The following is a 13,749-nucleotide window of genomic DNA, read 5'->3' as shown; positions in this document are numbered from 1 at the left end:
AAGGATGATTCCCTAAGAATTGGTTGTCGCAAGAATGCGTGAGGCCAAATGACTGAAGATATTTTTGCCCAGATGGGCGCCGCCGTCGGAAAAACGACGCTGACACGCCCTGTCGGTGTCGTGTTGCAGATTGCTGGGAATCGACTGCAGATCGGGGGGATTTCTCAATTTGCCCGCGTTGGTGACCGCGTCAAAGTCATCGGTGGCAATACGTATGGCGAGGTCGTGCGCACAGCGCAGGAAGGGCTCGATGCCATCATGGATGGCTCCACTGAAGGCCTCGGGCTTGGTGCGAAAGTTGTTCTGCTTCCGCGGCCAGAATTCGCGCCGCATTCCGGTTGGATCGGCCGTGTGGTTGATCCAGACGGCAAACCGCTAGATGGCCGCCCCTTATTGCCCGGACTTCAGCGGCAACCCGTTCAAGCACCCCCACCGCCGGCCAGTGCACGGCGGGAAATGGGCCCCCGTCTTTCAACAGGCTTTGCAGTTTTTGACACGATTCTTCCAATCGTTCGTGGGCAGCGCATCGGGCTCTTTGCCGGATCAGGCGTTGGGAAATCTACGTTGCTATCGTCTCTGGCAAAAACAGTAGAAGCAGACGTGATTGTTATTGGTCTGGTCGGGGAACGGGGTCGCGAATTACGTGAGTTCGTCGAAAAATCTCTCGGTCCGGAAGGAATGAAGAGAAGCGTAATTGTTGCCGCAACCTCAGATCGTGCTGCGCAAGTTCGGCGCCGATGCCCCCTCGCCGCGACGGCCGTTGCCGAGTTCTTCCGCGAACAAGGTTTGCAGGTTCTCTTGCTTGTGGACAGTGTCACACGTTTTGCTGAGGCGCACCGTGAAGTCGCTGTAGCCGCCGGCGAACCGGCGAACTTACGCGGTCATCCAGCATCAACACCAAATGCGATCGCTGGATTATGTGAACGCGCTGGGCCGGGCACGGGACATGCCGGTGACATCACTGCACTTTACACAGTTCTCGTAGCAGGCTCTGACATGGAGGAACCAATCGCCGATATGCTGCGCGGTGTGCTGGATGGGCACGTGGTTCTTGATCGCGCCATTGCGGAACGTGGTCGTTTTCCCGCGATTGACGTAACACGCTCGGTTTCGCGCTCTTTGCCTGACGCGGCCAATGCAGCTGAGAATAAACTTATTCGCGCCGCACGCCTGCACATGGGCACATATGCGCAAGCCGAACTCATGATTCAAGCGGGCCTTTACACCGCGGGAACAGACGCAAAAATAGATGCAGCTATTGCCACACGCGACGCATTGGAAGCGTTTATTTCAACTGAGGGCTCCCACGGTCCCGCAGGCGCTTTCCTGTTGCTCCAACGCGCTATTCAGTCGTCGGGCGTGTAAGTATGAAACAGGTTAGATTTGTTGTAATAGACTAAGAGCAATTGACGCGCCGGATGTTGCAGACGACGCTGATATCTCAGATCGTAACATAAAGAGCCTGATCATCTTTTCTTGGTTTTTAGAGCTGGCAAGATCGCTCATCTCATCAGAGCCAAACGTCGCCTTAGCACGCGCCTGAAACTGTTCTAGCTGTTTGTCGATATCAAGCGTAGCGAAGCTAGACGGGAACCCTAGCGCAGTTTCAAACATGCCGCGCAACGGCGCGTTTCCCATCATCGCGTACCAACGACCATTGTTCGAGCTGTTCCCGTCCACCACGTCATCCAACGCACGCCCAAGGTTAAGCGCCAGGCGCATATCATTGTCTTTTTCGCCAACGGCCTGCCCAAATTGTTCCGCCTCGTAGCGGTCAACAATTTCGTCGGCGAAAAAGGATAACGCCGTGCGCGGGATGTCAAAATCACCGAACCCAAACGCTTTGCTAAAGTCAGCATAGCGACTATCAGACAACCGGTTCGCAAGGGCACCAGTTTCAATAGACCCTTCCTCAAGAACTTTCTTGATGAAGAAAGTGTTGTTGATGTCATCGTCTAAACCGAATGCGCCCAATGCAACCTCAAGAAGCTCGCGATCTTGAACAAGATCTTCTGCCGTCCTGACGCCGCCAATGCGCTCACGAAACGTGTCCGTGAGGCGAGTCATTGAAGAACTATCATTGAAAGTTGCGCGTTGCTGATCGACTGTCCGTTCTAAGAACAGCCAACCAGCATAACCGGACAAGGGAAGAACAGGCTGAAAAGTCATGACGGTCTCGGGCGCGATGCCATTAGGCGTTCTTCCCTTGGTAACAGACTACGCAACCGTTTCAGTCCGCGATAAAACTCACCTTCTAGAAAAGCTTCAGTGGCGTCGGACAATTGCTGCCGACTGTCATCATCTGAAAGCGCTTGGCTCAGCTGCTCGACACCGCGCATCAATTGAATTCTGCCTTCTTCGATATCGGCGTCGCCTGACAGAATAAGTTGCGCGATATAACAGACTCGACGGACGGGTGTGTTGACTTCACCTGGTCGAATGGCATCGCGCAGCCGAAGAATATTTGCATTGGGTGTTAGAATGGAAAGCCGGGAACGACGGTCACCGTTTTCGATTACAGCTCCATTCACGAGAACACGTTCTTTCGGCCCGAGTTTGAGAACAAGACCAGACATCATTGCCCCCCTTTGGCGGCCAAGCCGCGCATCATGGCGGTATTGATTTCAACAAGTGGACCGGCATCGGCGTCACCCTTGAGAACTTTGCGAGAATGAAAGGACGTGAATTCTGCAAGGTAGAAAATCCGTGCGCGTAGATCTTCAGAAAGTGCATTGTCATCGTCTGCGACTTGCGAGGCGAGGTGCGTCCAGACGGCGCGGTTGGCGTGGACGGCTTCGGCGAACGCGGGAAAATTTGAAGTTTGGTGCTTGGCGGTGTTTCTGAGGCGGCTCGTGATTTCGCTGAACAAATGGTGTTCGGCGGAGCGCCCAGTACGTAAAACGGATGTTTTGGGGGCGTATGCGTGTTGGGCTTGTTCTGCGATATTCACGGCTGGTCCTTTCGAGACGGAAGTCAAGATCACACAGCTTTGCTATGTGGTGAAAAAGGGCCAGAGGCGCTCTACTTGAGCGCCTCTGGCGACTAACCTATTTGAACAGTGATAGGATTGACTTTGGGGAAGAGTTCGCGATGGACAGGGACTGTACACCAAGTTGTTGCTGGACCTGAAGCGCCTGCAAGCGAGCTGATGTTTCTTCCATGTCCGCATCTACCATCGAGCCAATACCAGAGGTCAGGCTATTAGAGAGGCTGCTGATGAACGAAGTTTGGGTTTCGAGGCGTCCTTCAACGGAACCGAAAGAAGCGGCAGCATCGATTGCACCACTGAGCATTCCTTCGATTTCCGAAAGGGCTCCGGCTGCATCATTGACGACATCGATGTTTTCCAAGCCAGCTAACGCACCTGACCCACGTGACACACCATATTCGATATCGATACCTGCTTCACTTGTCAGGTTCTCAACTGTCAGAGTACCTGCTGTAGTCAGGTCGAAAGCGAAATCATCAGTTGATAGACCTGCATTCTGGAGGGCATCCTTTAGACCGCTCGCGACAGATGCATCCGTATCACCCTCGCTAACACGGTAGTTGCCCTGAATATCGCCGATCTTCAGCTCAACCACATCACCGACAGCAAGACCGTTTACGACGGTATCATCAACACCAGCTGTAGAAGTTTTCAGCGCGCTTGTTCCACCGGCTGCCCCGGATGTATCCAAGAACGTAAAGCCAGTGATATCAACTTCATCCGCGCCGCCGTTAGCGGCAAGCGTTGCAACGCTGGCGCTACCTGTTCCCGTACCAGCTGTGATATCCAAACCGGCAGATGTCGACAGGTTTTGCGTATCGACGCCAATGGAGCTTGCAGCAACGCCACCCGAGCTATCGCGATCAAGCGACGACAGAACGTTGATACCGGTATTGCCGTTCGTATTGGTGCCGGTGTTGGAGCCGTCAACAAGGTTTTGCCCATTGAACTGCGCAGCACCAATGACAGATTTGATCTGATCTGTCAGGGCGTTGATATCGTCTTGGATAACGGAACGATCAACGTTTTCTTCTTGTGCGGCGACAATCTTGCCTTTGATGTCCGTCAAAAGATTGGTCACTGTTTCGGCTGCATTCCGTGCAACGGCAACAGTCGATTCACCAAGGCTCAGACTGTCAGAGATGGCCTTGAAGCCCTTAACGTCGCTTTCCATCGTTTTGGAAATGGACCAAACAGCGGCGTTGTCTTTTGCAGACGCTACATCCTTACCGGTCGAGATCATCGACTGAGTTTTGGAGAGATCACCATTGATGGATTTGAGAGTTTGAAGCGCAACCATTGCGCTGTTGTTTGTCAGAATACTGGACATAATTTGGGTCCTACATTTTAGGGCGCGTTTTGCGCCAAGTTTTCATGAACCAACTTATTGAAGTTGGAAGGGACGCCATTCTGACGGATATCTGATCCAATTCGGACCAGTGCCACCTTTCTGAGGTGCAGGGACAACATGACCAGAACCAACTAACGATGCCTTAACGCCCGCAATTGAAATTCGCGGCCTTTGAAGACAATTTTAGTAACGCCTTTCTGTACTGCGTTCAGGCTGGGAAATTTGTGTAGCTTTGCCCGAAGAATCATAACTGGAAAGAGTCGTCCGGGCAGCATGCTGTTGGCGCAAAGTCGTTACAACAGTCGTGACACCTTCACGCGCGGCCGCAAACAGACTGCTATTGTGGGCCAACGCGACTGAAAGAAGGCGTAACTCCCTAGCGTTTGCGTCATTGAACTGGGACGACAACTTTTCTTTCTCTGCGACCAATCCGTTCACGGCGTCAAAGTCGCCGTTCAGAAGGGCTAGGCGCTCAACCTCTAATAGGCGCGCTAATCGATCTACTGCATTCGTCATTGGGATCGCGCCATCATCGCGTCAAACATAGACTGTGCTAGCCCGATTCCTCCGGCGGCGGTCATTTGCTTTGCCTGTTCGTCTCGCATGAAAGAGGCGAACTGGTCCTCGCCAGCGCCGCCACCGAACTCCGAAGGAGTCTCCCCGATTCCCGCAGATTTCAACATTTCCGAGAGAAATGCTGCCTCCAATGACTGCGCGACCGCCATCAACTGTGCTTCATGTGATGCGGAAGGTGACGTTTGGGGCGGAGAAGCCGCGACTGATTGCTGTATTTCCACTTTGAAACTCCGATGCTGACAATTTTCCTGATCATTAGGTCCCAGCGGTAAAGATTGAGTAAGTTTTTGTGCAGTAGAAACGGTTAAACCGCTCGCCTTCGGAGAAACCGATGATCCTTTTTGACACGAACGCGCCTGAAACTGGGCAGACTGCACAACATGGTCTGCGCAATACCCTTCCCGAGAAAACCGCTGAAGACTCGATCGAGTTTTCTGAAATTTGGTCGGAGGTTATGGAGCATGATACACCGACAGTTCCTGCGCTACCCCATGCACGATCATCAGTCGCTCTACATAGTGATACGACTTTAGATCGGGTTTCACTTGATACAGAGGCGACCGAGGTTCAGCCAGAATTTCATACCGAAGAGTCTGACCTGATCGAACAGGTTAGGACCAAGGCCCCGCCGCCAAGTGAAGCCCGTGTGATGGTTTCGGAAAATGGCGAAACGAGTCCCGAAAGGCGCCAGACACCAATTATGGCTAGGGTGCTGGATCGAAGCCACATGTTAGAAGTTGCCGATCCTGAGATCGCGCAAACGCCCTATAGTGAGACGCGATCAGCCATGCCAATTGCTGAGGCTGAAACAGTAAATCCAACCCAATTAATCACGGTTGCAGGCGACCCTGTCATTCGGCCTTTCAAGGCCCAGCAAGTGGCAGAGACTCTAACAGTTCAAGACGAGGCAGCCGCTCCACCCCAGAAGGCCATGGGTGTTCCCCTATCCAATCCGATCTTGCCAATTGCGAATGAAACAGACGCGCAGTTACGAGTTCCGTTGGGTATTGAGCGCGCTCCGATGAAAATGATTGAGCGCATTCAAAACGGAAATACACCAAAGTTGGATGAAGGTGCTGTTGCTCAGTCGACGCGTATCGCTCCTGTGCTCACAAGCCGAACAGATCAAAGCCCCCCTTCGGTAACCGCGCCGATACCGACCCGGTTCACAGACAATCTGCAACAGAATGGCCCGCCGCCTGCGCACCGGTCCCAGGAATACAATTGGGCCTCAAAACCTATGGCGAATTCTAACCCGGTAGATCCTGCGAAGATACCTCCGCTACCGCTGTCCTCAATGTCAATGGACGAAACAACAACGCAGATGCTGTCTGCCGTGCCAGACGCTGAAGCAACTGTGACCATGTTGCAGCACGCAGGTACGGCGAGCACCGCGACAACTGTCGCTGCGACACCGCCAACACACGCACCACAAGTTGCCGCACAAATTGTTGCTGCGGTTACACAGTCTTCCCGCTCAACGACTGAAATTCTCCTTAACCCCGATGAACTTGGTCGCGTTCGAATCTCTCTGTCGAATGGGGATGCGGGAATAATAGTGAATATTCTCACGGAACGGTCGGAAACGGCTGATTTGATGCGTCGCAATATCGAAATCCTCGAACGGGATTTGCGAGACATGGGTTTTGAGAACCCAAGTTTCACCTTCGGCGAGCGCCCGGATGGGTCAAACGAAGAGTGGAACGATGAATATCCGGAGCCAGAGCCAAACAATCCAAGCAACACAACAGAGCCACCAACACCCAACTTGCGCGTCACACTGAACGGCGGCCTCGACCTCAAATTGTAACGAAAGCGAAACCTATGGAAATCACCCAAACCACCACGACCGCGTCGTCCTCCACACCTCAGGCCAAAACATCAGAAGCAGTTCTAAGTTCGGACTTTGAGACGTTCTTGAAAATGTTGACGGTTCAGATGGAAAATCAGGATCCGCTTAAACCAACAGATTCGTCCGAATACGCCCAACAGCTCGCAACGTTCTCCGGTGTCGAACAGGCTGTTTTGACCAATAAACTTCTTTCTTCTTTGATGGTGCAGATGACGACGACCGGTATGGCGCAAATGGCAGATTGGGTCGGCAAAGAAGCCCGCGCAGCAGTCCCCGCTCAATTTGACGGCAGCCCAATCACAATCGCACCGAACCCAGCGTCCGTCGCTGATAAAGTGGAACTTGTTGTATATGACACTGACGGTAATGAGGTTCAGCGCAGCGAGATTCCAAAATCAACCGACCCTATTGAATGGGCTGGCACCGATACAGACGGAACACCATTCCCGGCAGGCCTCTACCGGTTCCAAGTCGTCAGTTCGTCTAACGGAGAGGTCGTTCTAACAGAAACCGCAGACGTCTATACCCGCGTTCAAGAAGTCCAGAGCGAGAACGGCAATTCAGTTCTCTTACTCGAAGGCGGGATTTCAGTGCCGGCATCAGACGTTAGCGCGCTGCGCGAAGGCTAATTCAACTAAGCGCAGCAATCACAACAGCCGCAACCGTGGTGAAACCGGCACCTAGCAGCGCCCATCCGAATACTGTCCACTTGCTCTGCTTTGGTGGGGCAGGTGGCTCCTCGCCCAAGCGTACCAATGCGGCCTCGGCAAGGGCGGGCAATCTCGGGCCAAACCGCGCCAAAACGCGTGCAGTTTTCACCAAGTCCTTAGTCATAGCCCGCGGGCCTATGCTGTCCTTGATGTAGTTCTCAACAATCGGCTTGGCGGCGTCCCAAATATTCATCCGGTGATCAAACGTGCGCGCGACACCTTCAACAACAACCATCGTTCGTTGCAGCAAGATCAGCTCAGTGCGGGTTTCCATCCCGAAGCGCTCCGTCACCTCAAACAAATACGACAACAGCTTCGCCATCGAGATTTGCTCGGCGTTCATGCCAAAAATAGGTTCTCCAACCGCCCGCAGCGCCCGCGCAAATTCATTAACGTCACGGTCCGCCGGCACATAGCCCGCTTCAAAATGCACTTCGGCCACGCGATTGTAATCGCGCCGGATAAACCCAAACAAAATCTCCGCATAAACGCGGCGGGTATACTCGTCCAAATGCCCCATGATCCCGAAATCATAGGCTATGATATCGCCGTTAGGCGCGATCTTTAGATTGCCGTGGTGCATGTCTGCGTGGAAAAACCCGTCGCGCAACGCGTGGTTCAAAAACAGCTGCAAAACACGCCGTGACAAATCCGTCAGGTCATGGCCCGCCGCAGCAATCGCATCGACATCGGCCGCATTAATCCCTTCCGCCCAATCCAGCGTCATGACGCGGCGCGCGGATAAAGCCCAGCGAACACGCGGCAATGCAAAGCCTTCGTCTTTCTCGGTATTGTCCGCAAACTCAGAAGCGGATGCACTTTCCATCCGCAAATCCAGCTCGCTCACGACAACGCCCTCGAAGTGTTCGATCACTTCCAGCGGTTTCAACCGGCGGGCAGAGGGCGACAGCGCATTGAATGCCGAAGCCGCCAGATAAAATGCGTCCAGATCTTTCTGGAACGCCTTTTCAATTCCCGGCCGTAAAACCTTTACAGCGACATATTCACCGTCAGACGCCAACCGTGCCTTATGAACCTGCGCAATCGACGCGGCGGCGACAGGTTCTGAAAACTCGCTAAAAACAGAATCCACTGACACACCGAGTTCTTTCTCGACCTCGGCCTTGGCAACCTCCACGGGGAACGGTGGCAACTTGTCTTGCAGCACCCGCAACTGGATCGCCAGCTCAGACCCGACAACATCAGGCCGTGTCGACAAAACTTGCCCGAATTTGATGTAGGCGGGGCCCAGCGCTTGCAACGCCCGCGTAACCGGCGGCTGGTTCACATCGCCCTTCAATCCAAGCCATTGAAACGGCCATGCCATCCCACGCACCGCAATGCGCATCATGCGCGGGGCTTCTGCGGCGTCCAGAATGATCTTCATCGCGCCAGTCCGTTCCAGCGTTGCGCCGGTTCGGATCAGCCGCCAGATATTGTGCGGGCCGCGCATGCTACAACTTCCAACCGGAATGCAGACACGCAATCCCGAGGCTCAGGTTGCGGTACTTTGCATTATCAAACCCCGCCTCCTTCACCATCCCAAGGAACGTATCCTGATCTGGGAACTTGCGGATCGATTCGACCAGATACTGATAACTGTCGCGGTCCCCCGTGATGACCTTACCCATCACCGGAATCGCGTTGAACGAATAGACGTCATACATCTTTTGCAGCATGTCGTTTGGAATCCGGTTGAACTCCAAAACCATCAAACGACCGCCCGGTTTCAAAACACGGTAGGCCTCGTTCAGCGCCTCTTGCGGGCGCGTGACGTTTCGAATGCCAAAGCTGATCGTGTAAACGTCAAACGTGTTGTCCTCAAACGGCAGCGCCATCGCGTCCCCCACAACCCAATCGAGCGACGTGTCCAATTGCGCCGCTTCAGCGCGTTTGCGCCCTTCGATCAACATAGGTTCGGTCAGGTCCAACACCGTGGCATGCCCAACCTTCGCGCGTTTTAGAAAACGGAACGAAATATCCCCCGTGCCGCCAGCAACATCCAGCAGCTTTTGCCCCTCGCGCGGCGCAAGCCAATCCATCATCGCATCCTTCCAGATGCGATGGATACCAAGGCTCATGGCGTCATTCATCACGTCATATTTGCTGGCAACACTTGAAAACACGCCCTGCACTAGGCCCGCTTTGTCGCCTTCCGGCACGGTTTCAAAACCGAAATGCGTTGTCTGATTGTCCGTCATTGTAGGGTACCTTGCGTAGCTTACTTTGCAGATATAGCGTCCAACACTCAGATACAAACGGCCAAATCAGCGCGGGGTGTGCAGATGCCTGAACTACCCGAAGTCGAAACCGTCCGACGTGGTCTTGCCCCTTCAATGGAGGGGCAGGTCATCGCCCGCGCTGATGTGAACCGCGCCGACCTTCGTTGGCCTTTTCCTGAAAACATGGCCGACCGGCTAACGGGTGCCAAAGTTACTGCGTTACGTCGCCGGTCCAAATACATCCTCGCGGACCTTAGCACTGGCGAAACCCTCATTATTCATCTTGGTATGTCAGGTAGAATGACCGTGTCCGGTGATCCGCTCGGTCAGTTCCATCATGACCACCCAGCACCCGCAAAACACGATCACGTTGTCTTTCACATGGACAACGGCGCGCGTGTTACGTTCAACGATGCACGGCGTTTCGGTGCAATGGACCTCGCAAACACTGCGATGCTGGATGAACACTGGTTGATCGAATCAATCGGCCCTGAACCGCTAGGCAACGACTTTAACGAATCCTACCTTTGCGTCGCACTTTCCAAGCGAAACATGCCGATCAAAACCGCACTATTGGATCAGCATGTCGTTGCGGGCCTCGGGAATATTTACGTCTGCGAAGTCCTGTTTCGCGCCCACATCAACCCGACCCGCAAAGCAAAAGACTTGTCAAAAAAGCGCATCGCGTCCCTCGTCCCCATTATCCGTGATGTTCTGTCCGAAGCAATCGCCGCAGGGGGCTCATCGCTCAAGGATTATCGCCAAGCGGATGGGGAATTGGGCTATTTTCAACATGGTTTTCAAGCCTATGACCGTGAAAACGACCCCTGCCAAACACCTGACTGTGGCGGTACAATTGCCCGCATAACCCAATCTGGCCGCTCAACATTCTACTGCCCTAAATGTCAAAGATAGCTTGATTGCGCCCGTGGCTTTGGTAAGCCTGAACGCTCATGAACAAGCGGAGCTGTTTCAAATGGCCTATGAAACCATCATTGTCGAAATCGCGGACGACGTCGCGCTTATCACTCTCAACCGTCCGGATGCCCTCAACGCATTGAATTCAAAGCTTTTGGGTGAACTGGCGAGTGCGGTTGAAGACGCTGACGCATCCGACAAAGTGCGCTGCATTGTTCTTACAGGTTCAGAAAAAGCCTTCGCTGCGGGCGCTGATATCAAAGAAATGGCCGACAAATCCTTCGTCGACATGTACCGCGCCAACTTCTTTGGTGATGAATCAGACCGCTTTCTGCGCGTTCGCAAGCCTATCATTGCAGCCGTTTCCGGCTACGCGCTGGGCGGCGGATGTGAACTGGCGATGATGTGCGATTTCATTATCGCCGCAGACAACGCAAAATTCGGCCAGCCGGAAATCAACCTCGGTGTTATCGCAGGAATCGGCGGCACTCAGCGCCTCACGCGCTACGTGGGCAAGTCGAAATCAATGGATATGCATCTAACGGGCCGCTTCATGAACGCCGAAGAAGCGGAAGCATCCGGTCTTGTGAGCCGCGTTGTTTCCCCCAAAAAGCTCAAAGACGAAGCCATGGCCGCAGCACAAAAGATCGCAGAAAAGTCTCTACTCGCAACGATGGCCGTTAAAGACACCGTTAACCGCGCTTATGAAACGACCCTCGCCGAAGGCGTCAATTATGAACGCCGCATGTTCCAAGCCCTGTTCTCTACCGAAGATCAGGCCGAGGGCATGGGGTCTTACATTGAAAAACGCGAACCACAGTTCCGCGACAAATAACCTACGTAATATAACCTACGTAATATAGTGTAGCTTATCGAACGTCTCGCGCCAGTCACGTACGCGCGGGGCCATCGCTGACGGGTCATTGCTGCCCAGCGCTTCGGCAATCAAATCTGCCATCTGGTCAACGTGTTCCATATCCACACCCCAGCGGACCAGTTCCGGCGTGCCAATCCGCAATCCGTTCATGTCGCCCGCAACGTCTTCAATCGGCAATCCAATCCCGCAAGCCAAAAAGCCCGCCTTGCGCAACTGCTTTGATGCAGCTTGCCCACCGCCATAACCCGCGGCGCGAACTGCGAACTGGTGGCTAGACGTCGCGCCATTTGCCGTTTCAAACACGGGAACACCGCGCGTCATCAACGCAGCCGCCAACCCTTGCGCGACCTCGATCATTTTGGCCGCATAGGCTTGCCCATGATCGCGCCAATCCAGCATCGTCACCGCCATTGCCGCTGATTTCGCCGCATCAAAGTTCGCTGTCATTCCCGGAAACGCAATCGCGTCAAACGCCTCAGCCATCTGCGCATCATTCGTAACGATCAAACCACCCGCAGGCCCGCCAAGGGATTTATAGGTCGACATCGTCATGAAATGCGCACCCTCTGCCAACGGATCACGCCACGCTTTGCCCGCAATAATCCCGCATTGATGGGCTGCATCAAACATCACCTTGGCGCCAACGGCATCCGCAACAGCACGAATTTTCCGCACCGGATGCTCATCAAGGTTCAAACTCGATCCCACTGTGATCAGCTTGGGCTTTTCCTTTTGCGCGACACCCATCAACGCGCCTGCATCAATGGTGTACCCGTCCGCTAAAACAGGGGCCTCAATTGTACGCAGCCCGAACAACCCAGCGCATCCCGCCAAATGATGCGTCACATGTCCGCCAACAGATGCGGGCGGCGCGATGATTGTATCGCCTGCCTTACACGTCGCCATGAATCCATACAGGTTTGCAATCGCGCCAGACGGTACACGGATTTCCGCAAACTCTGCATCAAACACTTCAGCACAAAGCGCAGCGGTAATGACCTCGATTTCCTCGATCGCCTCCAAGCCCATTTCGTATTTATCTCCAGGATACCCCAACGACGGCCGCGACCCGATACCGGATGCCAACATCGCCTCGGCACGCGGGTTCATAACGTTGGTCGCAGGGTTGAGATTGAAACAGGCCTTTTCATGTATGTCGCGGTTTTCAGTCACAAGCGCATCCAGCCGCGCCAACACGCTCGCTGAACTGCCGACATTATCCGCGATTGACTGCACGCGTGTTTCGCAACCCGCAGGCACCCATGTACGTTTGGCCAGTCCCATCTCAATCTCCCTATGATGCTGTGTCGATCATGGAACGTCTTTCTTTGTGGCGCAAAGCAGATTACCACGTGAATGCGATTAGAAAAACTAAGGCTAGAAAATGCCAGTAGTACCGCCACGCCCAAAAGGGCCACCCCTCAATGCCTTGCGCGCGTTCGAAGCAGCGGCGCGATTGGGTGGGTTCGCCGCAGCGGCAGATGCACTCGGGCTGGCCGTTCGCAGCCTTCGCGACATTTCAAAAGACCGGACTGTTACAATCCCCGCCCTCCCGAGCGTCGCGCACCTTTGGCTCGCCCCGAAGACGGCCCACGCTTCTCTCTCTATTCTATGGCTGTTGACGAGGCCAAGGCGGGCGTCGGCGTTCTGATCGGTCACACAGCACTTCTGGAAAATGCAGTTGCCGATGGTTCCCTCGTGATGCCGTTCAAGAAAACCGTCAAATCTCAGATCGCGCTCATTGCGGGTGTTGCAGACGGCCCATTCGAAACCACGCTGCGGTCACTTCTATCGACCTTCATTCCCTAACGCGAAATAGAAGTTTGCAATACGCGAGGCTACGGCCTATACGCAGCGCTGAAATGCGCGTGTAGCCCGCTATGGCTCGAATCAACCGGTTCAGTGAACCCGGCGGCTGACGTGCGTTATAGAAATTTGAACACACGAACCGAAAGAGACTGAACACATGGCAAATACTCCACAGGCTAAAAAGCGTGCACGTCAGAACGAAGCACGTTTTCAAGTAAACAAAGCACGCCGCTCCCGTATCCGCACATTCCTGCGCAAAGCTGAAGAAGCGATTGAGTCCGGCGACAAAGAAGCAGCAGCAGCAGCTGTTCGCGCTCTCCAGCCTGAATTGATGCGCGGCGTTTCCAAGGGCGTTTTCCACAAGAACACAGCGGCACGCAAAATGTCCCGCCTGAGCGCACGCGTTAAAGCGATCGCTTAATTTCGGGCCCTACCGATTCTTAAA

Annotated in this window: 16 protein-coding genes; 7 read left to right on the top strand and 9 right to left on the bottom strand. The window is 54.1% G+C overall.

The genetic code is table 11. The features are described from left to right. Positions 1-48: 48 nt before the first annotated feature. Complete coding sequence (locus OCA8868_RS11575) at positions 49-1,365, top strand: FliI/YscN family ATPase (protein WP_093996713.1); 1,317 nt, start codon at positions 49-51, stop codon at positions 1,363-1,365. Between the two features lie 12 nt (positions 1,366-1,377). Here OCA8868_RS11575 and OCA8868_RS11570 read toward each other — a convergent pair whose 3' ends face one another. The 6 genes from OCA8868_RS11570 to OCA8868_RS11545 all read right to left on the bottom strand — a co-directional run bounded on the left by OCA8868_RS11570 (position 1,378) and on the right by OCA8868_RS11545 (position 5,065). Further along, positions 1,378-2,067 carry a DUF1217 domain-containing protein gene (locus tag OCA8868_RS11570; RefSeq protein ID WP_306456135.1) on the bottom strand — a complete coding sequence of 230 codons (690 nt, stop codon included), beginning with the start codon at positions 2,065-2,067 and terminating at the stop codon, positions 1,378-1,380. Between the two features lie 98 nt (positions 2,068-2,165). Then, positions 2,166-2,576, bottom strand: coding sequence for a flagellar biosynthesis repressor FlbT (flbT, locus tag OCA8868_RS11565; protein ID WP_093996799.1), 411 nt, complete (start codon positions 2,574-2,576; stop codon positions 2,166-2,168). Then, a complete protein-coding gene (gene flaF, locus OCA8868_RS11560; RefSeq protein WP_093996798.1) occupies positions 2,576-2,950 on the bottom strand; it encodes a flagellar biosynthesis regulator FlaF in 375 nt (124 codons plus the stop codon). The genes flbT and flaF overlap by 1 nt, the downstream gene beginning before the upstream one ends. Positions 2,951-3,047: 97 nt before the next feature. After that, positions 3,048-4,319: a flagellin N-terminal helical domain-containing protein gene (locus OCA8868_RS11555; RefSeq protein WP_093996711.1), complete on the bottom strand. Its 1,272-nt coding sequence runs from the start codon at positions 4,317-4,319 to the stop codon at positions 3,048-3,050. Positions 4,320-4,523: 204 nt separating this feature from the next. Beyond that, on the bottom strand, positions 4,524-4,856 hold the full coding sequence (locus tag OCA8868_RS11550; RefSeq protein WP_093996710.1) for a hypothetical protein: 333 nt from the start codon (positions 4,854-4,856) through the stop codon (positions 4,524-4,526). After that, positions 4,853-5,065, bottom strand: a complete 213-nt coding sequence (locus OCA8868_RS11545; RefSeq protein WP_370737998.1) for a rod-binding protein — start codon at positions 5,063-5,065, stop codon at positions 4,853-4,855. The genes OCA8868_RS11550 and OCA8868_RS11545 overlap by 4 nt, the downstream gene beginning before the upstream one ends. A gap of 182 nt (positions 5,066-5,247) precedes the next feature. Here OCA8868_RS11545 and OCA8868_RS11540 point away from each other — a divergent pair, with 182 nt between their 5' ends. Next, on the top strand, positions 5,248-6,726 hold the full coding sequence (locus OCA8868_RS11540) for a flagellar hook-length control protein FliK (protein WP_093996708.1): 1,479 nt from the start codon (positions 5,248-5,250) through the stop codon (positions 6,724-6,726). Between the two features lie 14 nt (positions 6,727-6,740). Continuing rightward, entirely contained in the window at positions 6,741-7,397 is a 657-nt protein-coding gene (locus OCA8868_RS11535) for a flagellar hook capping FlgD N-terminal domain-containing protein (RefSeq protein WP_093996707.1), read from the top strand. Position 7,398: 1 nt separating this feature from the next. Here OCA8868_RS11535 and ubiB read toward each other — a convergent pair whose 3' ends face one another. Both ubiB and ubiE read right to left on the bottom strand, forming a co-directional pair. After that, positions 7,399-8,931, bottom strand: a complete 1,533-nt coding sequence (gene ubiB / locus OCA8868_RS11530; RefSeq protein WP_093996706.1) for a 2-polyprenylphenol 6-hydroxylase — start codon at positions 8,929-8,931, stop codon at positions 7,399-7,401. Position 8,932: 1 nt separating this feature from the next. Then, positions 8,933-9,679 carry a bifunctional demethylmenaquinone methyltransferase/2-methoxy-6-polyprenyl-1,4-benzoquinol methylase UbiE gene (gene ubiE / locus OCA8868_RS11525; RefSeq protein ID WP_093996705.1) on the bottom strand — a complete coding sequence of 249 codons (747 nt, stop codon included), beginning with the start codon at positions 9,677-9,679 and terminating at the stop codon, positions 8,933-8,935. An 84-nt stretch (positions 9,680-9,763) separates the two neighbouring features. On the opposite strand from ubiE, the gene mutM reads away from it, so the two are divergent. Beyond that, positions 9,764-10,615 (top strand): bifunctional DNA-formamidopyrimidine glycosylase/DNA-(apurinic or apyrimidinic site) lyase, encoded by an 852-nt coding sequence (gene mutM / locus OCA8868_RS11520; protein WP_093996704.1) that lies wholly within the window; start codon positions 9,764-9,766, stop codon positions 10,613-10,615. Positions 10,616-10,676: 61 nt separating this feature from the next. Next, a complete protein-coding gene (locus tag OCA8868_RS11515; protein ID WP_093996797.1) occupies positions 10,677-11,453 on the top strand; it encodes an enoyl-CoA hydratase in 777 nt (258 codons plus the stop codon). Positions 11,454-11,468: 15 nt separating this feature from the next. Here the strand turns inward: OCA8868_RS11515 and glyA are convergent, their stop codons facing one another. Continuing rightward, positions 11,469-12,779, bottom strand: coding sequence for a serine hydroxymethyltransferase (glyA, locus tag OCA8868_RS11510; RefSeq protein WP_093996703.1), 1,311 nt, complete (start codon positions 12,777-12,779; stop codon positions 11,469-11,471). Positions 12,780-13,064: 285 nt separating this feature from the next. On the opposite strand from glyA, the gene OCA8868_RS16740 reads away from it, so the two are divergent. Both OCA8868_RS16740 and rpsT read left to right on the top strand, forming a co-directional pair. Further along, a complete protein-coding gene (locus tag OCA8868_RS16740; RefSeq protein WP_218822683.1) occupies positions 13,065-13,304 on the top strand; it encodes a hypothetical protein in 240 nt (79 codons plus the stop codon). 157 nt (positions 13,305-13,461) lie between these two features. Beyond that, on the top strand, positions 13,462-13,725 hold the full coding sequence (rpsT, locus tag OCA8868_RS11500; protein ID WP_093996702.1) for a 30S ribosomal protein S20: 264 nt from the start codon (positions 13,462-13,464) through the stop codon (positions 13,723-13,725). Positions 13,726-13,749 lie beyond the last annotated feature (24 nt).

This window comes from Octadecabacter ascidiaceicola, assembly GCF_900185015.1.
Lineage (GTDB): Bacteria > Pseudomonadota > Alphaproteobacteria > Rhodobacterales > Rhodobacteraceae > Octadecabacter > Octadecabacter ascidiaceicola.
Note: the sequence above shows the minus strand (reverse complement) of the source record. Positions and strands in the feature narration are given on the sequence as shown.

Excerpts from the sequence above, each read along its gene's own strand:
- flbT (WP_093996799.1), bottom strand. The coding sequence starts at position 2,576 with ATGTCTGGTCTTGTTCTCAAACTCGGGCCGAAAGAACGTGTTCTCGTG.
- rpsT (WP_093996702.1), top strand. The coding sequence starts at position 13,462 with ATGGCAAATACTCCACAGGCTAAAAAGCGTGCACGTCAGAACGAAGCA.
- ubiE (WP_093996705.1), bottom strand. The coding sequence starts at position 9,679 with ATGACGGACAATCAGACAACGCATTTCGGTTTTGAAACCGTGCCGGAA.
- OCA8868_RS11550 (WP_093996710.1), bottom strand. The coding sequence starts at position 4,856 with ATGACGAATGCAGTAGATCGATTAGCGCGCCTATTAGAGGTTGAGCGC.
- OCA8868_RS11535 (WP_093996707.1), top strand. The coding sequence starts at position 6,741 with ATGGAAATCACCCAAACCACCACGACCGCGTCGTCCTCCACACCTCAG.
- OCA8868_RS11545 (WP_370737998.1), bottom strand. The coding sequence starts at position 5,065 with ATGGCGGTCGCGCAGTCATTGGAGGCAGCATTTCTCTCGGAAATGTTG.
- OCA8868_RS11540 (WP_093996708.1), top strand. The coding sequence starts at position 5,248 with ATGATCCTTTTTGACACGAACGCGCCTGAAACTGGGCAGACTGCACAA.
- OCA8868_RS11570 (WP_306456135.1), bottom strand. The coding sequence starts at position 2,067 with ATGACTCGCCTCACGGACACGTTTCGTGAGCGCATTGGCGGCGTCAGG.
- OCA8868_RS11515 (WP_093996797.1), top strand. The coding sequence starts at position 10,677 with ATGGCCTATGAAACCATCATTGTCGAAATCGCGGACGACGTCGCGCTT.
- ubiB (WP_093996706.1), bottom strand. The coding sequence starts at position 8,931 with ATGCGCGGCCCGCACAATATCTGGCGGCTGATCCGAACCGGCGCAACG.
- OCA8868_RS11575 (WP_093996713.1), top strand. The coding sequence starts at position 49 with ATGACTGAAGATATTTTTGCCCAGATGGGCGCCGCCGTCGGAAAAACG.
- glyA (WP_093996703.1), bottom strand. The coding sequence starts at position 12,779 with ATGGGACTGGCCAAACGTACATGGGTGCCTGCGGGTTGCGAAACACGC.
- OCA8868_RS11555 (WP_093996711.1), bottom strand. The coding sequence starts at position 4,319 with ATGTCCAGTATTCTGACAAACAACAGCGCAATGGTTGCGCTTCAAACT.
- mutM (WP_093996704.1), top strand. The coding sequence starts at position 9,764 with ATGCCTGAACTACCCGAAGTCGAAACCGTCCGACGTGGTCTTGCCCCT.